This is a genomic window from Sphingobacterium sp. BIGb0116, assembly GCF_024808035.1.
In the GTDB taxonomy this organism is placed as follows: domain Bacteria; phylum Bacteroidota; class Bacteroidia; order Sphingobacteriales; family Sphingobacteriaceae; genus Sphingobacterium; species Sphingobacterium paramultivorum.
Genome location: NZ_JANUDT010000008.1, coordinates 50,461 through 77,260 on the forward strand (window position 1 = coordinate 50,461; position 26,800 = coordinate 77,260).

Sequence of the window (26,800 nt, forward strand, 5' to 3'; positions counted from 1 at the left end):
TTCAAATAAATTTAACTTTTGGAGTTAATGAGACGTTCATGGACGATGATTTATACTTATTTCTGAGCTGATTTATTTAGGCTGTGTCCGCTTAAATACCGGGACTGTAGAACAGGGTTCACCGTACATAATACTTTTTGCCACCTTACTTAGTTTTACCGTAAACTGTACAAATGTAGACTCTGGAATAAAAGTATCGCCACAACCTTTCACAACGACACGTTGATCCCGAAATTGTTCCATGTCAATCTGTTCAATTGCCGCAGCATACTGAATGCGCAATAACTCTTCTGAATCCCCAAAAATAACTGTCGTTGCATAGGGCTCCAATTTGTTGGCCAATAACATATAAGCCCAAGTCGGGACAATAGCATCGGCAGTGCACGTAATGGCGACATGTTTACCCGCGTATTGCGACCAGTCGTGTGTCTTAATGAATTCGCGGAAGTCCTTTTCTTTAAGAATCAAGCCATGGAAGAGATTATCCTTAATATCATATACTACATTGTCTGCTTTAGGATGGTAGTTGGCCAAGTCAACTGTGACTAACCCACTTTGCGCAACTTTGTTGACAATATTTGTTTGAATATCCATATTTACATCAAAAAAAAGCCGGACGATAATTCGTCCGGCTACAAATTTACTTAAAAATCTTTTAAAAGAATTTCACTCTATTGTCAATGATTTCAGCTTTGTCTTGTAATGCGCGGAAAATAGATCCCCAAGCACGTTGTGCTTTAGCTGCAAGCATTTGTTTCTTTTGTCCGTTGATATCCGAAATAGCGGCAGGATTGGTAAAACCATTCACTTGTACAACATATACACCTGTATTACCTTCAATAGCTTTGGAAGGTTTGTTTGGCTGTAGTCCAAAAACAGTACCAACTACCTTGTTTTCTAATGCAACACCAGGGATAACTGGATTTGCGAAGACAACATTTTCAACGTGAATAGCTGCTTTACCGACTTTTTGTGCAACTTGATCAATAGAAGATGTACCTGCTAAAGCCTTGTCAAATTTATCTTTCAAGATTTTAGCTTTAACCATATTTCTTACTGCAGGTTCAATATCTTTCTTAACAGCATCCAAGGAAAGGGTTCCTTTAGGCTGTATGTCGACCAGGCTTGCTAAGATATATGAGGTTTCAGTCTCAAATACTTTATCTGAAATTTCACCTTTTTTAGCTTCGAAAGCCCATTTGATTAAATCACGTGGAGCTTCGGCACCATCTAGTACATTGTCCATCGCTGTTACGCGTGAGGCTGTTTTTGCTTCTAGACCAAGTTTTTTCGCTTCTTGAGCAAAGTTCTGTGCTGTAGCTGCAGATAAGAATGCTGTTGCTTTGCTATGCGCATTGTTCAACGTTTCTTTTCCACTGTTGATCACTTTGTCAATGATGGCAACTTTAGCATATTTTGAACTACCTGATTGTTTCTCTATTTTAATGACATGGACACCATATTGTGATTTTACAACTTTGATATCGCCTGTTTTACTTTCGAAGATGGCTGTCTCAAGATCTGGAGCCATACGGCCTCTTGTTAAAGTACCCAGCTCTCCACCGTTGGTTTTGCTCTCTGGATCTTTGCTGAATTGAACTGCCAATGCTGCGAAATTGTCTCCTTTTTGAATCAAACCTTTGATAGAATCTGCTTTCGCCAATGCTTTATCCATTCCACCTTCGGCAGTAGGATCCAACAGGATGTGTGATGCTTTCACAGAGTCAGGGCTTACGATCGTCGAAACAACTTTCGCGATTTCAAACGCATTGTTGTTTAAGAAAGGTCCAACTGTTGTTCCGGCTGCCACATTGAATACAACTGAATCCAAAGAAGGACTCAACTGTCCTTTTTTTACATAAGTAAACGGAAATTTGTTGTCTGAATTGATCGAAGCAAATAAAGAGTCATCTTTGGCAACGATTAAATCTTGTTTCAATTTATTGATGGTCTCTTTTACGGCCAATGAATCTTTTGCAAGAGGTTTTGCATCTACCATTACGTATTGAATCGCACGTGTTTCCTCTTGTGTTTTGAACATATTTTTATGTTCATTATAATATTCTTGGTAATCTGCATCAGTCAATTTAGCATCAGCATCTTTAATAGAAGCGTAATCTAAAAGAATGTATTTGAAGTCTGCTAGTTTATTACGCTCTTGGTATTCTTCGTTTGCTTCCAAAGAAGTAACATATACGCTATTGGAAAGCAATTCGCCATATTTGCTGCTTAAACGCTCATCTCTAACGCCTTCCAGTAGTGCTTCCCATTGATCAGCCACTTGTTGGTTGCCTGATGTGTTCATTTGGCTAATAAAAGCACGAAGTTGACTCGGGTCAAATTGTCCTGTTTGTGGGTTGGTGAAGGCTTGAACGATTTGAGGCGAAGGGTTGTTGCCTTGTACTAAATCATTTAATTCGTCTTTACCGACAGTCAAACCTATTTTTTCAATTTCCTTTTTCAAGATCTCTCTTGACAAAAATTGATTCCATACTTGTTGAACAGCGTAGGTCCGCATTTGAGGGGTAACTGCACCGCCCATTTGTTGTTTGAACATTTCCTCTGTTTGTTCAACTTGCTTACTGAACGCAGGATATTCAATTTCAGTTCCGTTGACTTCCCCTACACGATTTTGATGTCTCGCCCAAAAAGGAGCTCCTCCTCGAACGACATCGCCTAGTAAAAATGCTAAAATTGCGATAGCCATAGCCGCGGTCAAGATGACGCCAGCTTTGTTACGCAAAAAGCCCATTAATCCCATAGTCTGCTTATTGTGTTTATATTGTGTAAATACTTGTATTTCGTTAATTTATGCATAGCATAGCAAAATGCGGTGCAAGATACAATTTTTATAAAAAAAAACGGAATATTTTCCTGAATGTAGCAAAACAAATTTGAAAACTATTTGTATAAAGCGGAGTTTTTTGTTCTCTTTTAGTTCAAACGATTCGTTTTGAGTAACTTAATCGTATAAATAAACTGGCTGAAGCCATCCTGTCAGATCCATACCGGCTGTTAAACTAAACCTGAATCCGATTTATGGCCTGTACATAGCTATTTACCTAGCGAGGGGAATAGGTTATTGTTGGTAACGATGGTATAGCCGGTTGCGTTAGCAATATTGACATGTTTAAAATCCTTGTCCGAAGTAAATGATGAACCTTGTAAGTTGCCGCGATTATCTCGAAAGAATGCCGTAATGGGAACATGATTATAAAAGGTCATGTTGCTGTTGCTATCGGCTTTACTTTCGTCATAGATGATCTCTTCTGTTTTGATGATAGAACCGTCGGCCATCGTTACCACCACATTTTTTGTAAAGGTGGTCGTCTTTTCTTTTTCCCTTCGAATGGCGTGGTCGGAAGTGATTCGCTGAGTTTCCTTTAAATTGTCGTCATAAAAGATGATTTTTATGCTTTTTGGAAATTCGTATACTTCGGTGCTATCGTGTTTGATACGCATTTCGGGCGCTGTGAGATTCGCTTTCACCCGTGTGGAATCGCTATAGATAATATCGACATGACGTGAAATGTCGACCGCCTCTTCCTTTTTCATGTTAGCAAGGCGGTCCACCTCTTTTAGATCCGGTTCGCAAGAGGTCAATGAGAGCGCCCCTAGTAAAGATAATATTACTAGGGGTGATATATTTTGGAATATGGATGAAGCAAATGTCTTGCGTACCATCGTATTAATTAATCTAAAGGAGGTTTTCTAAACCAGCGGTCATTTAGGGTAAAGCCGATATTAAAGTTAATATAACGCTCACGTAGGAGACTATTGCTGATTTTGCCCATTTGGCCAAATTCTGCAGAGAAGTTTATTTTAGAGAAGGCCCCTGAAAATTGATTTCTTGCCAATGGCAAGCCTACGCCTACAGTAACCGCCATATCGTTGATATTCTGGTCGCTTAAGAAATATTGTGTTTTATTATACCTGAAACCAACTCTATAGTCTACTTGGTTCAAATATTTGAGCGAAGTAACATCTGGTGTTATCTGACCACCAATCGCTACGCCGTAATTCTTCCTTAGTTCGTTTTCACCCGCTCTTGTCTGAAATCTTGACCAATCGGCATATTTAAAGTCGGCTCCTATTAACCATCGGTTATTACGTGCAAGGGTAATACCTACGTTATGTCTCAACGGAAGCGTCAAATGCCTGCTGCTACGGTCTGAAATATAGGTACTATCCAAAGGAATATTTTGGTTGTCTGGATCCGTTGAAGGTGTAACTCTTGTATTAAAAATTGTTGCTCTTTCTTTGACGTCATTATTTAGCGATCCTGAATAACCAACGATCAACGAATATTCTCTATTTAAAGGTTGTTCGTATTGCAGGCCATAATCAAAGATAATCCCCTGGATTTCACGTTTATTTTGTTGTTGCGTATTTAATGCTCCGGATGTAGGTAAAAACTCAACACGGCTATAATCATTTAAGGTTCCAAATAGATAAGACATATTGGCACCAATACTCAGACCTTTTACAATGCGTACCCCCCAACCGGCATAGGCTTTAGTTAAACCACCTTCGCCCGTGAAAACTTTCGTATAGGGATCAGAATTTACTGTTCCAGCTGAAGATGTCCGATAGCCTATATCTGAGTAGGGAAGGATACCCAAGCTGATACCACCAAATCGTTTCATTGGGAAAGTCATGGTAATGTGGCTAAAGGCAAAATCCGCGGTATTATCGGATCTGGTCGTCGAATTCAACTGCGTGTAATTCCCGTATAAACCAGCATCAAAGGTTGTAAACTGTGTTGCAGAATAAGATGCAGGATTGCTTGGGTTGGTATTGTATACGCCATTGATTCTCCGGACAGCGGTATTGACACCTCCCATCCCTCTATATTGTGGCAATAAATCTTCACGCATCTGACCAAGTCCAAATTGAGAATAAGGTGATGCGGATGTCGTTTTTTGTGCAAATGCGGTAGTAGAACTAGCTAAAATTCCACCTGCTAACAACAGTTGGAGTGATTTATTTCTTAGAGAGCTTGTAAAGCGTTTCTGCATGGTCAATCTATAAAATTGAGAAACTAATGTTTATTTAGTTTTAGTGAAATTTTCGAGTTATCTGACTCTTATATTAAATGTTCTTTGCTTTTAATCGCATACAAAACTATTCAATTTTTGCGAGCTTGTTAAGCCGATTTTGTTAAAAAAGGTTAAACACCTATTGTACAACGGCTTAGAAAAACTGAAAGTAGATTATGGTAAGTGTTATGATGGCGTATACGACTTCAAAAAACCATTTCTTTTTGGCATAAGTGAAATAATAAGCCATATAAATAGCGATAGAAGGGGCACAAAGTAAAAAATGGGCCTCCGTTAGTTTTTTATTCCAATAAAAAGAGACGATCGCTAGGCATAACATAAAAAACAACAGTTGAAATGACTTGCGAATATGCACGACACTTTTGAAAAAATTGTCTTTCAATACCAAAAGGAAGAGTATTAACGTAAAGATTACCGGGACGAGTACCAGATAATCGACTAATTGAATGCGAATCGCAGTAGGGAATTTGTAGGTAAATGGCAGCCAAATGGTATAAAATTGCTCCATTTTACCCATCCATAGGTAGATAACCGCTAAGATGAAATAGACTGTTGCTAGGCCAAGTAAAGGGGTGATCCACTCACGCCAATTGAAGGGTCTAAAAATGAGTAGGCCTATCCACAATAAGAAGAACATACTCAGAAACGGGAAGTAGATCAGACTTCCTATACCTACAATCATACCGAGATCAAACATTTCGGCTTTAACATCTGTCTGCCGATAGAGGGAGAGCAACTTGCTTAACATCCATATCGAAATAAAATTACAGATCAGGGTCGGAGATAGTACCAAAAATGGTAAAAACAAGCTGGCCAATGTCATGTACATCAAAGCAACCAAGAAACTGGGTTTGCCCAGTAGGTTAAAATGGCTTGTGATGCGATTGAGTATCGTTGCCTGAGAAATCGTCAAGATCAGTGTGATAAAAACATTGGTCGAAGGAGAGAGGTTGATTAAGTTATTCTCTCCCAAAAGATTCCCCAAGGCAGGTTCAAAGATTACAGAATCAAGTTTGTCCGGAAGGTGAAGAAATATGCCTAAACATAAAACAAAACCCACGAGGGATAGAAATAAAATATTGATGGGTGAATAATTTCTAAACTGACTTATAATCATTGTATGCGATCAATAAAATGCTATTTATTCTTTTTTTCCAATTTACTGATACGGCGATCGAGCAAGAAAAGGAAGAAAGCCAAACCTAAAAAAATGACCAACATGACCAATACAACAACGTAGATCTTACCTTCGCTACGCAATCCAGTCGCCATCTCGACATCATCCTGTGCAAATGTGCTCAAAGTCGATAAGAGTAGTAAGGCGATTGACAATGTTATTTTTTTCATTTGTTTAAAATATTATTCGTGTCGTTTTCATTGTTATACATGATTCGATACACGCTATTTGATTATGTAATATCCTGTTTTTTTATTGATTGGGCTTTACCGGATTTCTCTATTTTAGAAATAAAGGATCGTATTAGCCGTTCAATTCTATGCGTTCAAATCTTTCTTTTCGAGCAAACGTACTCTATAGCGGAGTGAACAGATCCAAGCTGCAATCATTGGCCAGCCAATCATCGCTGCATAAAATGTAGGACGCAGCTCGCTGCTCATTTTTAAATCGCCAAAGGCGGCGTTCCCACCACTTCCGGGGTGAAGCGAGTCTGTCATCTTCGGTAGAATATAAAGTAGCACGACGATAATTGGAAATGCAAAGATATTGTACACCGCCGATATTTTGGCTCTTTTTTGCTCTTCTTCCAGCGCATTACGGAGCACCAAATAGGCCAGATACATGAGTGTTGCTATTGCTGAGCCATTAAGCTTCGGATCGTTTGGCCAAGGTTCTCCCCAGGTGATGTTTGCCCAAAGCATGCCTGTCGCAAGTCCAAGAAAACAAAATGTTATTCCTGTATTGACAGCTTCAATGGCCATTAAATCATACTCCTGTTTGCCCGTATTGAGGTATTTAATACTGTAAATAACGGAAACCAAGTACATAACGAACATGGCAGACCACATTGGGACATGAAAATAAACATTTCGTATGCTTTCGTGAAGGATGAATAGACGGGGAACAGGTCCTAAAAGACCATTGATAATGACCGCACAGATAATCATTACCGCTAATATTTTCCACCATTTTTTTCTCATGGATAAATTGAATTTAGTTTGTTCTCAATTCTGACATTTAATCTCGCCAAAGGTACGGAAATAACAACAAAGAAATAGTGATGGTGATTACATTAATTGCAAGTAATACGATTATTTCTTTGCTGCTGGAAGCCCTTTCTAGGCCTTCTATTGCATTGCGAGACAGCTTGATTAATACGATCAGCAGCGGAATAATGGCGGGGAAACTCAAGATGGCCATTAGAGTGCTATTGTTGCCCGCTTTGGAGCTGATCCCGGAGATCATGGTAAAAACAGTAGCAAAACTAATGCTGCCCAAGATGACCGAAATGAAGTAAAGCGTTGGATCACCGACAGGGTTTCTGAATATTGTCGAATAGACAAAATAGGCAATGATGGCCAGCAGGCTCATCATCATCATATTGTAAATGACTTTCGCTAAAATGATTGCTCTGGGATCGACCAGTGAATAATAATAAAGTTGCCGGTTTGGGTTTTCTTGGACGAAGCTTTTGTTGATTGCATTGATCGAAGCGAAGAGCATAATGATCCAGAATAATGCATTCCAAGTAGCCGTATCAACTGATTTGAACGCTTGATAGCAGACGAAAACAGTTGATACGACATATAGTAGAATTCCGTTAATAGCATATTTTGAACGCCATTCCAGAATGATGTCTTTAAGAATTAAAGTTTTTACCTGTTGCAGCAAAGTCATATGCAGCAAAGATACAAATGTATTTTGACCACGAGAGTGACCAAAACCATCAATTCTTAAAAAAGCTGTTTTTTTACTTATGCGTTAGAAATTTTGGACTTTGCAGCATCAGTTGTATTGTCGATTTTGCTTGCCAAATTTTGAGCGGCATTATTGGCGTGGTCCAAAGCTTCTCTGCCGGCTTCTGTTGCTTTGTTTTTCAATGCATCTGCATCATCTGAAGCTCTGCTGAACGCTGCTTGTGCCTTTGATTTCAAATGGTCTAGTTCAGCCGAAGCTCTGTTAGCTAGTTTTTGTGCCTTTTTAGCTTCTTTTTTTGAAAGATCTTTCAATGACTTAGTTAAGCTTTTAATGCCATCATTTGCACGATCTAATTGTTTTTTTCCATCATCAGTTCCTAAAAGATACCATGCAGCAGCTCCCGCAGCTAATCCTACCAAAGCAAATGCCACTAATCCATTTTTGCTATTTTTCATAATTCTTCTATTTTGTTATATATTCAATTTTGTTATATATTCAAATGATAATCAAGTATGATACCAAATGAACAATCACAGGGTGAATTTGTTTAAAAAGAATCAATAATTAACAAAATTTTACATATCAATTTTCTGCTGCTTTGACTGTAGATTATACAGATGCTGATAGAGACCACTTTCTTTTTGGAGCAGTTCAAAGTGAGTGCCGCTTTCGGACACGATTCCATTTTCGACAACGATAATTTTATCGGCATCAACAATGGTCGATAGTCGGTGTGCAATAATGATCGAGGTGCGTCCACGCATTAATTCCTCCAATGCCTCCTGTACCTGTCTTTCTGACTCTGAGTCTAAGGAAGAGGTGGCTTCGTCCAGGATAAGAATTGCAGGGTCTTTTAAAAGTGCACGGGCAATGGCAATGCGCTGGCGCTGACCACCGGAGAGTTTAACGCCACGTTCACCAACGAGGGTGTCATAGCCTTCAGGAAAATTTAAAATAAATTGATGTGCGTTGGCTCGTTTCGCAGCTGCTATAATTTCATCTTCTGTAGCCTCGAGCTTACCATAAGCTATATTTTCACGTATTGTCCCGCCAAATAGCAAAACATCCTGTGGTACGATAGCGACTTGGTTGCGGATATCACAAAGTTCAAAATCGGATGCGGGTCTGTCGTCGTAACTTACTTCCCCTTTTTTTGCTGTGTAGAATTGCAGAATCAATGAAGCTATTGTTGATTTTCCGGTTCCACTTGGGCCGACTATGGCGACTTTATCGCCCGCATTGGCTGTAAAGTTGATGTCTTTCAGGATTTCAATATCGGGACGGCTTGGGTAGGCAAAGGAAACATGATTGAAGCTTAGTTTACCAGTCATGGTCTTGTGAATTTCCTTACAAGTCGGCTTCACATTGAGGTTTTCTTGCGGCTCATCTAAAATTTCCAAAATCCGTTCACTCGCTCCTAGGGAACGTTGGATATTGGCATATAGCTCAGGAAAACTACCCATAGAACCTGCTACAAACATCGAATATAGAATGTAGGTCGTGAGGTCGCCTACTGTCATTTCATGGATAGAAACTAATGCCGCTCCATACCAGATGACAGCGATCACAGCTCCGAAAATACAGAAGATAATAAAAGACGCAAAAGCACCTCGGAAAGTAGCTCCTTTGACCGCTAATTTCACGACCGAATCCATCTGATTACTGTAGCGGTTGAATTCGAAATATTCATTCACAAAGGCTTTTACGTTGCTTATTCCCAACAATGTTTCCTGAACAATACTATTTGACTCGGCCATTTTATCCTGTGCCTGCCGCGACAATTCGCGAATGAATTTTCCGAAAATAATAGCAGCCACAACAATGATCGGTAATATACAAAGGTTCATGAGCGCAAGTTTGGGCGATACCCAAACCAAAAGGAATACACCGAAACAAAGACTAATCAACTGTCTCAAGATTTCAGCCAATGTTGTTGTTAACGTGTCCTGAATCTGTGAAAGGTCTGCAGACAAGCGGCTGTTTAATTCTCCAACACGACGATTGGCGAAAAATTCGATTGGTAATGAAATGAGTTTGAGGTAGGTGTCCTTGCGTAATGCGGATAGCGTACGCTCAGCAATCTCAACAAAAATTCGTATACGAAAAAAAGAGACGACTGATAGAAAAGACAGAATAATAAAGGCAATTCCACCAATATAATAAACGTGTGGTGCAAGCCAGGGATAAGTTTGCTTGCCTTGCGCAGCATCAATCATAGCACCAAGCAAAGCCGGAAAGGCGAGCATGGCCAAACTGGATAATACCAAGAAAAACATGCCGACCCCAAATTTAAACCGATAAGGTTTTAAATAGGTCATCAATTTAGATGCTCTCAATAGGAGCTCCTTATTCAATTTTGGTTTTGGTAGATCTTCTTCTTGTTTATTACCGCTGTTGAATCCTCTTGCCATATCCGCTACTTCAAATTTTGTTGCGAGGACAAATGTAAAGAGATTAAAAATATTTTGCTATCATACTTTAGTCAATTTTTGAACAGAATCGTACTTTTTCTGATTTAAACAGCTGTTTTAAGTAGCTTGTCGTTGTGCAAATGCTTATCGCTGTGGTGCTTTATCCTAAATTTTGTTGTTTCGAAGCTGTTTGTTGCGCTTTAAATTTATAGAGTAAATATCCCAATACGGCGATAATAAGTAAAGCGATATAAAGGAGGATGTTGCTTAGCGGCAGATTCCCGGATGTTTTGTCTCCCTGTGCCCGCAGCTTTTCGTTTTCTTTTTGAAGCTTACTTATGGTTCCAATATAGGCTGAGACCTGCTTGTCGTAATCTGTTGCCAATTGTTGGTATTTATCCTTCTCAAAATCTTTGATTTTCAATAGTTTTTGGGTTTCCAGGAAAATGTTGTTATCTGTGATGACGATATCTTTTAGGATATCAATGCTCTTTTGCATATCACCTTTTGATTTGAAAAGGCCAAAAAGTCCTGTTTTTTGAGTGAGGCTTGTGTCATAAGCCCCGAATTTCTGTTGTCTAGCATCGAGTAGGTCATTTACACGGCTTCGTTGTACCTCAAAAGAGCTGGAGTCTGCGTTGTTTTGCGACTTGGCCTGTCCAAAGAAGCAAAATAGAACGGCGATTGGAAGTAGGAATCTTAAGAATTTCATCATGTATTTGGACGATCTATTTATCAAATGTTTAGTTTAAACTAACGTTCATGGTAAAATTTTATTTTGCCATAAAGCTACATCTACAATTTTAGCCCTATGATCAGTTTGACCAAGGATAAAAAAATGGAGCGAAAGCACTACAAATGAATTTATGAAATTAATCTTTAAATTCTATACGAATTACATTGGAATCGTCATCATGAAGTCCGAGTAGCTGGCTTGCATTACCTTTATTGATGGCGATTTCAAGGTAGTTGGAAATACCAAATAAACAAAGTTTCTCGCCTTCTCCAACTTCGTTGTAATGCCAGGAAAGGTTGGTAATGGTTTCATTGCGTTTGAAATAAAGGACAAAATGACGTTCTTTTTGAACTTTATTGAATAGATCTTTTGAGATATTGGTAATGGCGTTGCCGAAAGCATCAACATAAATGACGTTGCCTCGGATCATGTCTTTATCAAAGATAGGCTGCAAAGTTACTTTTTCGATGAGCTGTTGCATTGAAGTCCCGATTTCTTTCAGTTTGCCCCCCTTGGCAATATGACAAGCGGATTTAGAAAGGATATCTGCAAGCGGAAAGTGAAGATACCGAAGGTCTTGCATTAAGTTGAGCTCATAGAGTTCCTGTGGTTCATTGCCATTCAGCAATAGACTGAAAATACCATTGTCGGCCCCGACGAAATAATGATCGTTGTATTTCATGCCGATATATTTCGATTCTTCATGAAACAAAGTGTTAATTCCGATAATGTGTACAGTTCCTTTAGGGAAATAATGATAAGCGTTACCTAATACAAAGGCCGCACGAGGGATGTTGAACGCGGGAATTTCATGGGTAATATCAACAATATTGGCACCGGACAGCTGCGATAAAAGACTACCTTTTAACGCGGCTTGATAAAAATCTTTGTGTCCTAAGTCTGTTGTTAATGTAATTACTGCCATTATAATCTAAATCCTAGATCGAATTGCTGTCGAATTCCCTTAAATATACCCTTATATTTATCTAAATAGTGGACAAAATTACTATTTATCAGATGATTTATAAAGCTAATTGGATAACTTATTTTGAATCGGTCTTTTTTCGATTGATATACACAAACATAGCGAAGATTTTATGTATAATGAAATCTTTGTGTCCCTTTGTGGTCTGTCTCCATAAGCTTCTAAATCATCGTCGTTTGTACGCTGTATCTTCTTGGTTGTTTCGTTAGAATACGTTAATTTTGAATAGTATTATACAGGAACGATATTGTGTAATGGCTACAATCTAATTAATTCTAAATAGGATAAAATTTGAACGAATTACTAATTGCATTAGATGGTCTGAATTTGCCCATATTATGGGGAGCAGACAATGAGCACTTCGATTATTTGAAGAAGCAATTCCCAAAACTGCGGATTGTAGCTCGCGGAAGTGAAATGAAAGTGTTGGGAGACGCGAAGGAATTAGATCTGTTTGAGCAATCGTTTAAGGAAGTCATGGCTCATCTGGAGAAATTTAACAACGTTACTTTATTGGATTTTGAAAATCTCCTTGGAGCAAGTGCAGGTTCTGCTGTTCAACAAGAAAAAGAACTTGCGGCCAAACATGCAGCCTTTGGATCCGAACCGATCGTTTATGGGCCTAATGGTATTATTGTACGTGCACGTACGGCCAACCAGCGGAAGATGGTGGATAGTATTTCGAAAAATGACATCTTATTTGCTATCGGACCGGCGGGTACAGGAAAGACCTATACAGCGGTTGCATTAGCTGTTCGAGCACTTCGAAATAAAGAAATCAAAAGAATCATTCTAACAAGACCAGCCGTAGAGGCCGGCGAAAATCTCGGTTTTTTACCTGGCGACTTAAAGGAGAAGGTAGATCCCTATTTGAGACCGCTCTACGATGCGTTGGACGATATGATTCCAGCGGAGAAGCTAAAAGGTTATCTGGAAAATCGGACCATTGAGGTCGCCCCTTTAGCGTTTATGCGTGGACGAACACTTGATAACTGTTTTGTGATTCTGGACGAAGCTCAGAATGCAACGGATATGCAGCTGAAGATGTTTTTGACCCGTATGGGGCCAACGGCAAAATTTATCGTTACAGGTGATATGACACAGGTAGATTTACCGAAAAAAAATCAATCTGGATTATCTACTTCGATTCGTTTATTGGAGAATATCGAAGGAATAGACATTATCCACCTCAGTGGTGGAGATGTGGTTCGCCATAAATTGGTTCGCCGCATCCTCGAAGCGTATGGTGATATTTAATATTAAAAGGCAAATCGAGCAGAGCGAGCTCTTAAATCAATGCGCTGCATCTATGAATGCCATTAAACGCAGTCATAAATGAACAATTACTTACATTTGAATTTTACTTTGAACATGAATGCTATAAAAGAAACAAATTTCAATTTCGACAATCAGACTGCTTTTTACAGGGGAAAAGTACGTGACGTATATACGATTGCCAATACTTATTTGGCGATGGTTGCCTCAGATCGTATTTCGGCATTTGATGTGGTACTTCCACGCCCTATACCCTATAAAGGGCAGGTGTTGAATCAAATTGCGGCCAAATTTTTAAAGGCTACGGCTGATATTATTCCAAATTGGGTTGTATCTGTTCCGGATCCAAGTGTAACTATCGGTCAAATGTGTGAGCCGTTTAAAGTAGAAATGGTTATTAGGGGCTACTTGTCGGGACACGCTTGGCGTGAATACGCTGCAGGCAAACGTGAAGTATGTGGTGAGGCATTGCCAGAAGGACTGAAAGAAAATGACAAATTGCCTGAGCCAATTATTACACCGACAACAAAGGCTGCTGTTGGACATGATGAAGATATTTCACGTGCCGATATCTTGAAAAAAGGTATCGTAAGCGAGGAAGATTATGTTCAATTGGAGCAATATACCAAAGCGTTGTTCCAAAGAGGAACTGAAATTGCGGCGCAAAGAGGGCTAATATTGGTGGATACAAAATATGAGTTTGGAAAAAAAGACGGCAAAATTGTGCTGATCGATGAGATTCATACACCAGATTCTTCCCGTTATTTTTATGCAGAAGGCTATCAGGAACGCCAGGATAAAGGTGAGTCACAAAAGCAATTGTCGAAGGAGTTTGTTCGCAAATGGTTAATCGAAAACGGCTTCCAAGGGAAAGACGGTCAGGTCGTTCCGGAGATGACCGATGAGATCGTGGCTTCCATTTCTGAACGTTATATTGAGCTATACGAGCATATCGTCGGAGAGAAGTTTGTGTACCCAGATCAGGAAAACGTACTGGAACGTGTGGAAAGAAATGTGGCAAACGCCTTGAAAACGCTAAATTATTAGTACATTGTATCCTCAAACAAAGGAGATAGACTAATGAAGTATACCATTGATAAGCACGATCGCTATATTGTCATAGAACCTCATGTCGATGTGATTGACGCGGATAATGCCGCTAAACTCAAAGGGGAGTTTTTGTTGCGGAATACGATTGGACAACGGAATATCGTTTTGGATATGATCCACGTTAAGCAAACGGACGAGGTAGGTATCCGTTTAGGCGTGCTTGCCCATCGTTTATGTCAGTCTGTTGGTGGCATATTTATTTTGGTTAATCTTTGTCCAACGTTAATGGATATGGTTCGTGTATCGCATTTGGATAAATCGCTGAAAATAGCACCATCTTTAAAGGTTGCGGAGGATTTAATCTTTGCACACGAATTGGAATCTGAGTATCGGGGGACAATTGAGGATTAATATGAAGTTTGAAGTTCTGATATTAGGAAATAGCTCGGCAACGCCAATGTTTGATCGTCATCCGACTAGCCAAGTGTTGAACTTTAATGAGCAATTGTTTTTGATCGACTGTGGAGAAGGCACACAGATGCAACTCAGCAGATACGGTATCAAAAGCAATCGCATAGGACATATATTTATTAGCCATCTGCATGGGGATCATTATTTGGGCTTGGTGGGGCTGCTTTCATCAATGCACCTTGTCGGCCGAAAAAGTGATCTCCATTTGTATGGCCCACCTGCGTTAAAGGAAATTTTAGACGTGCAGTTTTTGCATTCCGAGACTATCTTACGCTATAATCTTGTTTTTCATCCGATTTCACCGGAACAGCCTGGCGTTATTTTTGAAAACAGAACATTAAAAGTAAGTGCTTTTCCATTAAAGCATCGTATTTCCTGTACTGGCTTTCGTTTTGATGAGGGACCCCGCGCGCGAACATTGCTTGGCGATGTTGTACAGGAATTAAATATACCTACCGCCTATTTTCCGATGATCAAAAAAGGATTTGATTACGTCGATGAAAGCGGTACAGTATATCGTGCAGACGACCTGAGCCTTCCTGCCCCCTTATCGCGCAGTTATGTGTATTGTTCGGATACCGTACGGACGCCAGAATATCTGCCTTATGTGCAAAAGGCTAATCTGATGTATCATGAGTCTACATTCTTGCACGATATGGTTGATCGCGCAAAAGAGACGTTTCACACAACAGCGCTGGAAGCTGGAGAAATCGCCCAGGAAACTCACGCAAAGAAGTTGCTATTAGGTCATTATTCAGCTCGGTACAGAGATTTAAATCCCCTGTTGGAAGAAGCGAGAACTGTATTCCCAAACACGGAACTCTCTGTGGAAGGTAGATGGTTTTCCGTTTAGTTTTTTTTGAATTTTCTCTTACATCCCAACGATGAATGGGTTAAGACCTATGAATAATTGCTTATTATATTGCATATGATGAACAATTTATCTAAGTTTACGGCTCTAATTTTTTTATAATGGATAATCCATTCAACTTAAACAACCTACTACGGGAAAATATTAAGAAGCTCGTACCTTATTCATCCGCAAGAGATGAATTTAAAGGGGAGGCATCCATATTGATTGATGCCAATGAAAATCCTTTTGGATCCCCCTTAAACCATGATTACAACCGATATCCAGACCCTCTCCAACATCAAGTTAAAGCCAAACTTTCTAAAATAAAAGGTGTACCATCAGAGAATATCTTTTTGGGAAATGGAAGTGATGAAGCTATTGATATTTTATACCGTGCATTTTGTACCCCTGGTGTTGACAATGTCATATTAGTTCCGCCAACTTACGGGATGTATGAAGTTTCTGCGAACATCAATGATGTTGCTTTCAAAAAGGTAAACCTTACTGCTGATTACCAGCTGGATTTGGATGGTATTGCCAATGCAATAGACGCACATACTAAACTGATTTTTATCTGTTCTCCAAATAATCCAACAGGAAACTCAATCCGTCGTCAGGATATTGAAACGATCTTGAATAATTTTCAGGGGCTTGTTGTTGTGGATGAGGCTTATATTAATTTTTCTGCTGTCAAGTCATTTACGCAAGAACTTGCTGAATACCCCAATCTAGTGGTATTGCAGACTTTGTCTAAAGCTTGGGGGCTTGCGGCCCTACGCCTGGGCATGGCTTTTGCCAGTAAAGAGATTATAGCTGTTTACAATAAAATAAAACCGCCATATAACATTAATCAGGCTACACAAGATATTGTGTTGGAAGCCTTAGATCAGGTTGATCAAGTCAATGACTGGATCAAGGAGACAGTGGCAGAGCGTGAGAAACTCGTGCGTGAATTGCTTGAACTGGACTATGTGCAGCATATTACACCTTCTGATGCCAACTTTATTTTGGTCAAGATGGAGCAGCCACGTGAAGTTTACGATTATCTAGTTCAGTATGGAATTATCGTTAGAGATAGATCCAAGGTCGAATTATGTGAAGGCTGTCTGCGGATCACTGTTGGAACGCCTGCCGAAAATCAAATATTGTTAGAAAAACTTAATCAAATCAATAAATAATACTATGCCTGAAAACTTAAAACGTGTACTGTTTATAGACCGCGATGGAACATTAATTTTGGAACCTGAAGACGAACAAATCGATTCTTTTACCAAATTAAAATTCTATCCTGGTGCTTTGCAGTATCTTCCACGTATCGCAAAGGAGCTGGATTTCGAATTGATCTTGGTTTCCAACCAAGATGGTTTAGGAACGTCTTCCCATCCGGAGGAGAATTTCTGGCCAGTCCATCATTTTGTGATTGATACGTTTGCAGGAGAAGGAGTAGTGTTTGCCGAGGAACATATTGATAAAACCTTTCCACACGAGAATGCGGAAACCCGAAAACCGGGAGTTGGTATGCTTGGAGCTTATTTTGATACGTCGAAATACGATTTGAGCCAATCCTTCGTCATCGGCGATCGTGTGAATGATGTTAAATTAGCACAAAACCTCGGCGCAAAGGCAATTTGGCTGCGTGCTAACGATCAATTAGGTGTTTTGGAAAACCTTGCGATAGATCCAACTGTTATAGCTTTAGAGACAACAGATTGGAAGACGGTGTATGAATTCCTTAAATTGGGTACGCGCACTGCCGAACATCATCGTAAAACCAATGAAACGGATATTTTTATTCAGTTGAATTTGGACGGTTCGGGTAAGTCTGATATCGAAACGGGATTGCCGTTTTTCGACCATATGTTGGATCAATTGGCTAGACATGGAGCACTTGATTTGACCATTAAGGCGAAAGGGGATCTTCATATCGACGAACATCATACCATCGAAGATACGGGTATCGCACTGGGCGAGGTCTTTTTGAAGGCTTTAGGAGACAAACGTGGAATTGAGCGTTATTCCTATACTTTGCCAATGGATGATTGTTTGGCTCAGGTTGCATTGGATTTTGGTGGTCGCAACTGGATTGTGTGGGATGCGGAATTTAAACGGGAGAAGATTGGCGATATGCCTACGGAAATGTTTTTCCATTTCTTTAAGTCGTTTTCAGATGCTTCACGATCGAATTTAAACATTAAAGCGGAAGGTGACAATGAGCACCATAAGATCGAAGCGATCTTCAAAGCTTTTGCTAAATCTATCAAGAAGGCGGTAAGACGCGATGCCGACCATATGCAATTGCCAAGTACAAAAGGAGTATTGTAAGATGATAGGAATTATTAATTACGGTGCGGGGAATATTTTCTCTTTGACAGCGGCACTGGATCGTGTTGGGCTTACCTATGGTATGGTCAATACCGCAGATGATATCGATCAATACGATCGTATCATCATTCCTGGAGTGGGGCATGCTGGCGCAGCAATGGACAAACTACAGGAATCAGGATTGGTGCCTTATATCAAAAAGCTAAAAAAGCCTGTATTGGGGATTTGTGTTGGTATGCAATTACTGACGGCTTTTTCAGAAGAAGGAAATGCCGAAATGTTAAAGCTATTTCCTTTGAAGACGTTACATTTTGATGTCGAAAAGTCGGGTAAAGTACCACATATGGGCTGGAATAGTGTTTCCGTGCCAGCAAATAGTCCTTTATTTGCACATATTGAAGATCAGACTTATTTTTATTTTGTCCACTCGTACTTTATCGAATTCGATGCGACATATACCGCGGCAAAATGTGTCTATGGACAGCCTTTTTCGGCTGCAATTTCTAAAGACAACTTCTTTGGCGTACAATTCCATCCAGAGAAATCTGGAAAAGCAGGAGAGCAGCTGTTGCTCAATTTTTCAACTATTCAAATTGATTAAAAATATTCGACTATGTATATCATTCCAGCAATAGACGTCTTGGACAAAAAAGTTGTCCGTTTGAGAGAGGGTAACTACAATGACGTTACAACGTATGCGATTAGTTTAGAAGAGCAAATCGAAACCTACCGTGCAAATGGTACGGAACTCGTCCATATCATTGATTTAAATGGTGCAAAAGGAGACTTCAGCAATCAGGCCTATTTATTTGATATCATCCAGAAGACGGATATGAAGATTCAATATGGCGGTGGTGTTAGAAGCATAGAGAAGGTTAAAGAATTGGTAGATGCGGGTGTTTATCGCGTTATTGTCGGAACACAGGCAATCACAAATCCTTCATTTTTGGAGGAACTGGCTACATTGAACGAAGGTAAAGTAAAATATGCCGACCACATCGTTATAGCAATTGACGTTTTGGATGAAGTCATCAAATACTCCGGGTGGCTGGAAAGTTCTCCAATCAAATTGATCGAATATATTGATAAATGCTTGGTTTTAGGATTCTTTAGGTTCTTATGTACCGATATTAGTAAAGATGGTAAATTGGGCGGTGCAGGCGTTGAATTGTACCAAAAGTTGTTAAACCATTCTCCAATTATCAAGTTAATTGCTTCTGGCGGGATCAGTTCAATGGATGATATTCAGAAACTTCAGGAATTGGGCAGTGTAGAATCTGTTGTCGTTGGTAAAGCAATCTATGAAAATAGAATCTCGATCGATGAAATCAAAGATTGGAATTTAAAATCGTTAATCAGATTTTAAAATGCTGGCAAAACGTATAATTCCCTGTTTGGATGTCAAGGATGGGCGGACTGTAAAAGGAGTCAATTTTGTGGATCTGCGCGATGCGGGTGATCCCGTTGAATTGGCCTATGAATATTCTCAACAAGGGGCTGATGAACTCGTTTTTCTGGATATTACAGCGACACATGAGGAGCGTAAAACGACAATTGATTTAGTCAAAGCGGTCGCACGTCAGGTGAATATCCCTTTTACAATCGGCGGTGGTATCAATGAAATCAAAGATGCTGACATCCTGTTGAATGCAGGTGCAGATAAAATTTCCATCAATTCCGCTGCGGTACGTAACCCCGCTCTTATCAATCAGATGGCGGCAGCTTTTGGTGCGCAGTTTGTTGTGGTTGCTGTGGATACTAGATCCATCGAAGGGCAGAATTTTGTCCATCTGAGTGGCGGGCGTATCAAGACGGAATTGAACACAGCAGATTGGATACTTGAAGCGCAGGAACGTGGAGCAGGAGAGATCCTGCTGACGTCAATGGATCATGACGGAACAAAAAATGGCTTTGACAATGGTTTTTTAAAAACAATAAACGACCAGATTCATATTCCACTGATTGCCTCTGGCGGAGCTGGTAATCAACAGCATTTTGTGGATGTTTTTCAGCAAGCTAACGTGGATGCTGCCCTGGCGGCATCGGTCTTCCATTATGGTGAAATATTGATTCCCGATCTTAAAGCTACCTTGCGTCAAAATGGAATTGTCGTAAGATAGGAAACAAGATTGATCAAGGAGAAGTAAGCCATAAACTTGCTGATTGAAATCCTGAGAAGTTAAAACAGAGCTCATGGCTCTTCGAAAATAATTAAAAATTGAAATACTAAAATCATGTTAGATTTTGCAAAAAGTGACGGCCTCGTTCCAGTGATTGTGCAGGACTTCCAAACGTTGGAAGTGTTGATGTTAGGCTATATGAACGAGAAAGCTTGGGAGAAGACACAAGCAGAAAAACGTGTTACGTTTTTCTCCCGAAGCAAAAATCGCCTTTGGACAAAAGGAGAGGAGAGTGGAAACTTTTTGAATGTAAAAAGCATCCATGTTGATTGTGATAAGGACACTGTTTTGATCAAAGCAGAACCAATGGGGCCAACCTGTCATACAGGGAGCAGAAGCTGTTTCAGTACAGACTTCAACCAAAACTTTCTGTTGGAGCTAGAGCGTATTGTCAACCATCGCTATGAACATCCTTCTGACGAATCTTATGTCAATCGTCTGCGTTCTCGCGGTATCAATAAGATTGCCCAAAAAGTTGGCGAGGAAGCCGTAGAAACAGTAATTGCAGCATTGACAGAAACAGATACTGATTTTATCAATGAAACTTCAGACTTACTGTTTCATTTGATCGTATTGTTGCGTGAGAAAGGATTTTCTTTGGAAACAATTGCGAAAAACCTCGAGAGCAGACATCAATAGGTATTTGGACAATGGCATTACCTGGAAAATGGCATTACCGTTGAACAAAATCCGAAGCCGGGAGAAGGCTTTAAGCTAAGATGACAAAATAATCTAAGAAGTGCAGTATATTTGTGGATATACTGCACTTCTTGTTTCTACGGGCTAACAATACGTATTGCTGTATTGATCTTTACTGGATGCATAGCTTGATCAGCGGAGAATTTAGCCCTACAGCATAAAAAATGGGCGTAAAATATGCGATCCGGATAGAGAAAGAGTTTTAGCGAAATTACTATGGATATTACATTAAAATCGACATTACCAGGACATCAAAACCCTATTTTTTGTGTAGAAAAGGGCTATTATACGCATACATTTTTTACGGCTGGTAACGATAAGGGCGTTGTCGAATGGGATATTGAGCAGAATGCATTTAAGCGTATTCTCTGCGCGGTAAGTTCATCGGTTTACGCTTTACGGTTGATAACGGGTACGCCGATTCTGGCCATAGCATTGCGCGAGGGCAAGCTGCTTTTTGTACATGTTGAAGAGCAAAAGCTTGTAGCAAGCATACAACTGAGCACCAAAGCTATTTTTGCATTGGCTTATATGTCCTGGAAAAATGAGCTTTTGGCAGTAGGTGAAGAGGGGACATTGTATGTTATTGATTTGGAAACTTATAAAAGTATTTACGAGAAGCGTATATCCCCAACAACAATTCGAGCAATTGCAATTGATGAAGGACTTGGACGAATAGCATTGGGCGATAAAGATGGAAAGGTTTATATGTTGGACAGTGCTGACTTTCATGTTATTAATGATTCAAAATTGCATAGTATGCCCGCTACGTCGCTGGCATTTATCCATAATAAATTGCTAAGCGGTGGAAGGGATGCGCAATTGGTGATTTCAGATCCAAATCAATTGACAACTAATTTTTCCTTTGTACCTCATCTTTTTACCGTATACGGAATATATCCCCATCCTGAAGCGCCAGTTTTTGCAACTGTCAGTCGCGATAAATCGTTGAAATTTTGGTCCACAGCCGATTTTGCACTATTGAAAAATATGAGCCGCGAGAAGATGCAAGATGGCCATCATTTATCTGTAAATGCAGGAGCATGGTCCGAAAATGGACAATATTTCTTTAGTGTCGGTGACGACAAATTAGTAAAAGTCTGGGAATTTCATTTATAAAAGATTGGGCAGAAGGTACGGACTAACTGAGCAGATAAAAAAATAGATTTCCTCTGTAGCGAATTCATAATTATATAGTTAACTATGGTAATTATAAATTTAATTGACCTTATAGTTATATTTTATGAAAAGAATTTGGCTTATCTTATTAGGCTGTATAGCGCTTTCGAGCTGTGATAAAATCGAAAGTAAAGGAATGTATCTGACTCGAGTGCCCATATTCGAAACAATGGAAAGTATACGGGCTAAAGCTAATCCCGTGAGCAGCCCCACGACAATTGTTCAAACTGGAAAGATCTATATTTATCAAGATTACCTGTTTATTAATGAGCCGGGTAAAGGTATTCATATTTTTAATAATGTCGATCCGTCAAAACCTCTGGCGATATCGTTCCTGAGTATACCTGGCAATGTGGATCTTGCGGTTCTAGATGGAAAGCTGTATGCTGATAGTTTTACAGATCTATTGACCTTCGATCTCGAAAACCCTGCATCTCCCAAATTATTGACACGGAATAAGGATGTGTTTAAGATGTTGCTTCAAATGGATTACTTCAATAACAGTGCCGATCGCATCATTACAGGATTCCGAGATAGTCTGGTAAGCTATAGCCAAAAAGATAAATATTCACCTTATGACCGAAAAGAACCTCTCTATAACGAGACCAATTCGGGATCAGGACAGGGCGGATCCATGGCGCGATTTACCATTGCGAATAAACACCTCTATGCTGTAGATCAAACGACATTACACCTTTTTAACGTACAGAATGCAAGTAAACCGGCCTATGTAAAGGATATCAAAATAGGCCCTGGTATCGAAACAATTTTTCCCTTTAAAAATAGCCTGTTTATCGGTTCCAATACAGGCATGGTGATTTATGATATCACGACGGCATCTGCTCCCGTAGAACTGTCACGTTATGCACATATTCGTGCCTGTGATCCTGTCGTTGTCAATGAGAAATATGCCTTTGTAACTTTACGTGCAGGCGTGGTATGTGGTGGACAACAAAATTTGTTGGAAGTTATCGATATCCAAGATTTGACAAAACCGATGTTGAAAAATACCTTCACTTTGGAGAATCCCTATGGCCTGGCGCTAGCAGACAAAACCTTATATGTCTGTGATGGAAAATTCGGATTGAAGTCATTCGATGCCAGTGATGTTAGCCAAACAGGTAATAAGCTTTTAGAAACTCACAAAGATCTGATGAGCATAGATGTTATCGCTGGACCAAAATCGCTGATCGTTGTTGGAGAAAAAGGTGTACATCAATATGATTATAGCAATAAGGCCAAATTGAAGGAATTGAGCATTATTCCTGTTATTAGATCCAATTAAGAAACTATTTCAAGAGCTTCATTATTCTGATATGAAAAGACTTTCGATTGCCATTTTGGCTCTTCTCGGGTATTTAACTGTTGATGCCCAAACAAAAAAATATACAAATCATAATGAATTTTCGGTTATTACTTATGGCCCTGCCTTTCTCGAATCTGGATTTGGTCTGCATACATTCCATGGGGTGCAGCTCCATGAAAATATCGCTCTGGGTTTAAATACAGGGGTGGATAGGTATCCTGTAAACAATGAAGGATCAAAATGGTTTTTACCACTCTCAGCCAGAGTGAATTATGTGGAATTCCCTGACAGAAAACGTAGTTTTTTTGCAGGATTGGATTTAGGCTATAGTTTTGCTTTCTTAAATAAAAATCTAGTCGAGAGCAATTTAAAATATGAATATCAGGGCGGCTTGTTGGTAAATCCACAGCTGGGTTGGCGCTTTAAATTTAAGAATTCAGCGAAATATTGGTCTTTGGCAACGGGATACCGGTATCAGCACTATAGCCGAAAGGATACTTATACGCGTCCCTCAGCAAACTTACCAGACACTAGCATAGGGTATGGAACAACACAAATGGATAAAAAATATGATCTGCACCGTTTTACTTTACAGGTAGGATTTGGTTTTTAGGTATCGATCGGATGTTTTTTTGGATTAACAGGTGTCGATAGCTTGAATTATAAAAAAATAGCGTAAGTATACGGTTCGTTTTTCAAATCTAGACCGATACTTACGCTATTTCACTCTTCAGTTGTAGAGCTTACTTATTCGTTGTCTAAAAGCTGTAATATCTGCGTAAGGTATTTCTCATCGACTTCATCAAAACTATTTAATTCACTGCTGTCAACGTCTAGCACACCGATAATCTGTCCCTGTTTAAAAACGGGTAGCACTATTTCGGACCGCGAGAGCGAACTACAGGCAATGTGTCCCGGAAATTGCTCCACATCAGGAACAATCAATGTTTTTTCCTGTGCCCAAGCACCCCCACATACGCCACGACCTTTTTTTATACGTGTGCATGCAACGGGTCCCTGAAAAGGGCCTAATACGAGCTCGTCTCCATCCACAAGATAGAAACCAACCCAGAAAAAATTGAATTGTTCTTTCAGTGCAGCAGCGATGTTAGCCAAATTGGCAATTTGATTAGGTTCGCCTTGCAATAGTCCTCCGATCTGAGGAAGTAAATTTTGATATTGTTCTTCTTTGCTACCTTTAGCTATTTGTAAATCCTCTGCCATAAAAATCTATGTAAAAAAAATAATCATGCATTTGCTATCAGGATTACAATTGCCAAGCATGTTTTGCCTGTCCGGAAGGCTTCACGGCATATTGCGTTCCAACCTGCATGAAATGAAAAAGCGCTAATACGCTGTTCAAAGTTAACAGAATATTAGCGCTTTCGCATCAGGCAAATGTTATTATTTCTTGGTGTTGATAATGTTCACCCGAATGTAGTTGCTTCTTTTGCCGGAAGGCGTTACAACAACGGCTTTGAAAACACGTTCCTTGCTATTAGGAACCGTAATTTTCACTGGACCTGTATATTCTAAATCCAATTCTGAAGGATCATAGTTGTCCAATGTGTAATAAATTTTGGCCCCTTCAACAGATGGTTTCAAACCTCTGATCGTATATTCCGAAGCATATACGGTGGTATCTGTTATGCCATATACTTCCGGTACACGATAGAATGTATTGGTTTGGTCAAGTTTAGCCAGCTGATTTGCTGCACGCTGTTCTGAGAAATTTTTCCAGTTCTTTTTCTCTGGCTGAGTCCAGGCAATTTCAGAAAGCGCTAAAACGCGCGGTAGCACTGTAAATTCGACTTTATTGGATGATCCAATATACTCTGTCCAAATATTTGCTTGTACACCTAAAACGTGTTTTTTGTTGTTCTCAGCAATTTTGCTAGGCATTGGGTCAGACGAATATACTTTGCTCAATGTGGAAAGTCCGCCGATACTTAAAGGTTCTCTGTTTTGATCAGGACCTTGTTTGTGATCAAAATATAGACCATAGCTGTTTGCCGTAATGATCACATCGTGACCTTGATTGGCTGCATCAATTGCACCTTGATCGCCTCTCCAGCTCATGACAGTCGCATTAGGCGCTAAACCGCCCTCTAAGATCTCATCCCATCCAATGATACGTTTACCTTTACTATTGATGTATTTTTCCATACGTTGGATAAAATAGCTCTGTAACTCATGTTCATCTTTGAGGTTGTTATCTTTGATTCTTTTTTGACAAAATGGACATGTTTTCCATTTTGTTTTTGGACACTCATCACCACCGATGTGGATATATTCGCTAGGGAATAAGGGAATGACTTCATCAATTACATCTTCTAACAATTTGAATGTTTCTTCTTTTCCGGCACAGAAAACATCGTCAAACACTCCCCAAGTCTGAGCAGCTGTATAAGGTCCTGGCTTATCACCACAGCCCAATTCTGGATAAGCCGAAAGTGCTGCTAGTGCATGCCCTGGCATCTCGATTTCGGGTATAACCGTTACATATTTAGCTTTTGCATAAGCAACCACTTCTTTGATTTGGTCCTGGGTATAGAAACCACCATAAGGTGTGTTGTCATAATCGCCATCTGTCTTGTAGTTACCCAGCAGTGTTTGCTTGCGGTAACCGCCAATTTGAGTCAATTTTGGATGTGATTTGATTTCTATACGCCAGCCTTGGTCGTCTGTCAAATGCCAATGAAACGTATTCAATTTGTAAGATGCCAGAATATCAATGTATTTTTTTACAAATTCTACAGGAAAGAAGTGACGGCCAACATCGAGATGTAATCCACGATAGGCAAAACGCGGTTCATCCTGGATTGAAGCTTGTTGAATTTCTATGCTGGCCTTTTTATCTACAGGTAGCAGTTGGATCAACGATTGCATACCATAAAATAGACCGGCAGCTTTTCCGCTAATAGTTGCGCGGTCCGAACTTATGTTAAGTTCATACGCTTCAGCATTAGTGGATTTTGCGTTTTTGGAGGAGAAATAGATCGTATTGCTGCTCGCTGATTTCACTACTGATAAATTGAGATTGTAGTTGCTTTTTAGGAAATCCTGAAACAGCGTTGCAACTTTTTTGTCCTCTTCGCTATCAAAGGCGATTTTGGTGTTAGCGTTGATTTTAAACGTGCCATTTTTAATTTGAACCTGTTGCGGTAATGGCACAATGTTCAAGGTAGCATCTTTCTTTTCTTGCGCAAATACTGCTGCTCCTACACTTAGAGCCAGCGCAAGTGAAAATAGTTTCTTCATGCGTGAGATTATAACTGAAATAAGAAGTCCTAAAAATAGGTGAATAAATACGTTTTAGCAAAGAGAAAATGTAACAAATAGGGTATAAAAACACTGTTAAAAGTGTTCTTGGGCACTTAGAAGTGTTTTGGGTAATA

The 26,800-nt window shown here is 39.7% G+C and carries 27 protein-coding genes; 13 read left to right on the forward strand and 14 right to left on the reverse strand.

Features of this window, described 5'->3' with window-relative positions; genetic code table 11:
• Positions 1-72 precede the first annotated feature (72 nt).
• From M2419_RS18385 to M2419_RS18440, 12 genes are all read right to left on the reverse strand, one after another.
• Entirely contained in the window at positions 73-594 is a 522-nt protein-coding gene (locus tag M2419_RS18385; protein ID WP_075990973.1) for a DUF2480 family protein, read from the reverse strand.
• Positions 595-655: 61 nt separating this feature from the next.
• Complete coding sequence (locus M2419_RS18390) at positions 656-2,761, reverse strand: SurA N-terminal domain-containing protein (RefSeq protein ID WP_259255502.1); 2,106 nt, start codon at positions 2,759-2,761, stop codon at positions 656-658.
• 293 nt (positions 2,762-3,054) lie between these two features.
• Positions 3,055-3,684 (reverse strand): LPS export ABC transporter periplasmic protein LptC, encoded by a 630-nt coding sequence (lptC, locus tag M2419_RS18395; protein WP_153847492.1) that lies wholly within the window; start codon positions 3,682-3,684, stop codon positions 3,055-3,057.
• Positions 3,685-3,692: 8 nt separating this feature from the next.
• Positions 3,693-5,018, reverse strand: coding sequence for a hypothetical protein (locus M2419_RS18400; RefSeq protein ID WP_153847491.1), 1,326 nt, complete (start codon positions 5,016-5,018; stop codon positions 3,693-3,695).
• A 175-nt stretch (positions 5,019-5,193) separates the two neighbouring features.
• Positions 5,194-6,177: a DUF6427 family protein gene (locus M2419_RS18405; protein WP_153847490.1), complete on the reverse strand. Its 984-nt coding sequence runs from the start codon at positions 6,175-6,177 to the stop codon at positions 5,194-5,196.
• 20 nt (positions 6,178-6,197) lie between these two features.
• Positions 6,198-6,407, reverse strand: coding sequence for a CcmD family protein (locus M2419_RS18410; protein ID WP_046672332.1), 210 nt, complete (start codon positions 6,405-6,407; stop codon positions 6,198-6,200).
• 147 nt (positions 6,408-6,554) lie between these two features.
• Entirely contained in the window at positions 6,555-7,217 is a 663-nt protein-coding gene (ccsA, locus tag M2419_RS18415) for a cytochrome c biogenesis protein (RefSeq protein ID WP_153847489.1), read from the reverse strand.
• A 37-nt stretch (positions 7,218-7,254) separates the two neighbouring features.
• The gene (locus M2419_RS18420; protein ID WP_153847488.1) at positions 7,255-7,914 is read right to left on the reverse strand and encodes a heme exporter protein CcmB; all 660 of its coding nucleotides are present in this window, start codon (positions 7,912-7,914) and stop codon (positions 7,255-7,257) included.
• Positions 7,915-7,991: 77 nt separating this feature from the next.
• Positions 7,992-8,390 carry a hypothetical protein gene (locus tag M2419_RS18425; protein ID WP_153847487.1) on the reverse strand — a complete coding sequence of 133 codons (399 nt, stop codon included), beginning with the start codon at positions 8,388-8,390 and terminating at the stop codon, positions 7,992-7,994.
• 120 nt (positions 8,391-8,510) lie between these two features.
• Positions 8,511-10,346: an ABC transporter ATP-binding protein gene (locus M2419_RS18430; protein ID WP_153847486.1), complete on the reverse strand. Its 1,836-nt coding sequence runs from the start codon at positions 10,344-10,346 to the stop codon at positions 8,511-8,513.
• A gap of 160 nt (positions 10,347-10,506) precedes the next feature.
• The gene (locus tag M2419_RS18435; protein ID WP_153847485.1) at positions 10,507-11,061 is read right to left on the reverse strand and encodes a hypothetical protein; all 555 of its coding nucleotides are present in this window, start codon (positions 11,059-11,061) and stop codon (positions 10,507-10,509) included.
• Positions 11,062-11,218: 157 nt separating this feature from the next.
• Positions 11,219-12,007 (reverse strand): S-adenosyl-l-methionine hydroxide adenosyltransferase family protein, encoded by a 789-nt coding sequence (locus M2419_RS18440; protein ID WP_259255503.1) that lies wholly within the window; start codon positions 12,005-12,007, stop codon positions 11,219-11,221.
• 351 nt (positions 12,008-12,358) lie between these two features.
• On the opposite strand from M2419_RS18440, the gene M2419_RS18445 reads away from it, so the two are divergent.
• The 13 genes from M2419_RS18445 to M2419_RS18505 all read left to right on the forward strand — a co-directional run bounded on the left by M2419_RS18445 (position 12,359) and on the right by M2419_RS18505 (position 24,015).
• Positions 12,359-13,324 carry a PhoH family protein gene (locus M2419_RS18445; protein WP_153847484.1) on the forward strand — a complete coding sequence of 322 codons (966 nt, stop codon included), beginning with the start codon at positions 12,359-12,361 and terminating at the stop codon, positions 13,322-13,324.
• 114 nt (positions 13,325-13,438) lie between these two features.
• Complete coding sequence (locus tag M2419_RS18450) at positions 13,439-14,389, forward strand: phosphoribosylaminoimidazolesuccinocarboxamide synthase (protein WP_153847524.1); 951 nt, start codon at positions 13,439-13,441, stop codon at positions 14,387-14,389.
• 33 nt (positions 14,390-14,422) lie between these two features.
• The gene (locus tag M2419_RS18455; protein ID WP_075990983.1) at positions 14,423-14,803 is read left to right on the forward strand and encodes an STAS domain-containing protein; all 381 of its coding nucleotides are present in this window, start codon (positions 14,423-14,425) and stop codon (positions 14,801-14,803) included.
• A 1-nt stretch (position 14,804) separates the two neighbouring features.
• Entirely contained in the window at positions 14,805-15,716 is a 912-nt protein-coding gene (locus tag M2419_RS18460) for a ribonuclease Z (protein ID WP_153847483.1), read from the forward strand.
• Between the two features lie 119 nt (positions 15,717-15,835).
• Positions 15,836-16,894, forward strand: coding sequence for a histidinol-phosphate transaminase (gene hisC / locus M2419_RS18465; RefSeq protein WP_120333585.1), 1,059 nt, complete (start codon positions 15,836-15,838; stop codon positions 16,892-16,894).
• A 4-nt stretch (positions 16,895-16,898) separates the two neighbouring features.
• Positions 16,899-18,038 carry a bifunctional histidinol-phosphatase/imidazoleglycerol-phosphate dehydratase HisB gene (gene hisB / locus M2419_RS18470; protein ID WP_153847482.1) on the forward strand — a complete coding sequence of 380 codons (1,140 nt, stop codon included), beginning with the start codon at positions 16,899-16,901 and terminating at the stop codon, positions 18,036-18,038.
• A 1-nt stretch (position 18,039) separates the two neighbouring features.
• Positions 18,040-18,639: an imidazole glycerol phosphate synthase subunit HisH gene (gene hisH, locus M2419_RS18475; protein WP_153847481.1), complete on the forward strand. Its 600-nt coding sequence runs from the start codon at positions 18,040-18,042 to the stop codon at positions 18,637-18,639.
• Between the two features lie 12 nt (positions 18,640-18,651).
• Positions 18,652-19,404 carry a HisA/HisF-related TIM barrel protein gene (locus M2419_RS18480; protein ID WP_075990987.1) on the forward strand — a complete coding sequence of 251 codons (753 nt, stop codon included), beginning with the start codon at positions 18,652-18,654 and terminating at the stop codon, positions 19,402-19,404.
• Between the two features lies 1 nt (position 19,405).
• Positions 19,406-20,158 carry an imidazole glycerol phosphate synthase subunit HisF gene (gene hisF, locus M2419_RS18485; protein ID WP_153847480.1) on the forward strand — a complete coding sequence of 251 codons (753 nt, stop codon included), beginning with the start codon at positions 19,406-19,408 and terminating at the stop codon, positions 20,156-20,158.
• Positions 20,159-20,272: 114 nt separating this feature from the next.
• On the forward strand, positions 20,273-20,857 hold the full coding sequence (gene hisIE, locus M2419_RS18490) for a bifunctional phosphoribosyl-AMP cyclohydrolase/phosphoribosyl-ATP diphosphatase HisIE (protein WP_075990989.1): 585 nt from the start codon (positions 20,273-20,275) through the stop codon (positions 20,855-20,857).
• A 276-nt stretch (positions 20,858-21,133) separates the two neighbouring features.
• Entirely contained in the window at positions 21,134-22,036 is a 903-nt protein-coding gene (locus M2419_RS18495; protein WP_153847479.1) for a WD40 repeat domain-containing protein, read from the forward strand.
• A 124-nt stretch (positions 22,037-22,160) separates the two neighbouring features.
• A complete protein-coding gene (locus M2419_RS18500) occupies positions 22,161-23,381 on the forward strand; it encodes an LVIVD repeat-containing protein (protein ID WP_259255504.1) in 1,221 nt (406 codons plus the stop codon).
• A gap of 31 nt (positions 23,382-23,412) precedes the next feature.
• Positions 23,413-24,015, forward strand: a complete 603-nt coding sequence (locus tag M2419_RS18505; RefSeq protein WP_153847477.1) for a hypothetical protein — start codon at positions 23,413-23,415, stop codon at positions 24,013-24,015.
• Between the two features lie 134 nt (positions 24,016-24,149).
• Here M2419_RS18505 and M2419_RS18510 read toward each other — a convergent pair whose 3' ends face one another.
• Both M2419_RS18510 and M2419_RS18515 read right to left on the reverse strand, forming a co-directional pair.
• Complete coding sequence (locus M2419_RS18510) at positions 24,150-24,626, reverse strand: GAF domain-containing protein (protein ID WP_153847476.1); 477 nt, start codon at positions 24,624-24,626, stop codon at positions 24,150-24,152.
• A 180-nt stretch (positions 24,627-24,806) separates the two neighbouring features.
• The gene (locus tag M2419_RS18515) at positions 24,807-26,663 is read right to left on the reverse strand and encodes a beta-N-acetylhexosaminidase (RefSeq protein WP_153847475.1); all 1,857 of its coding nucleotides are present in this window, start codon (positions 26,661-26,663) and stop codon (positions 24,807-24,809) included.
• Positions 26,664-26,800 lie beyond the last annotated feature (137 nt).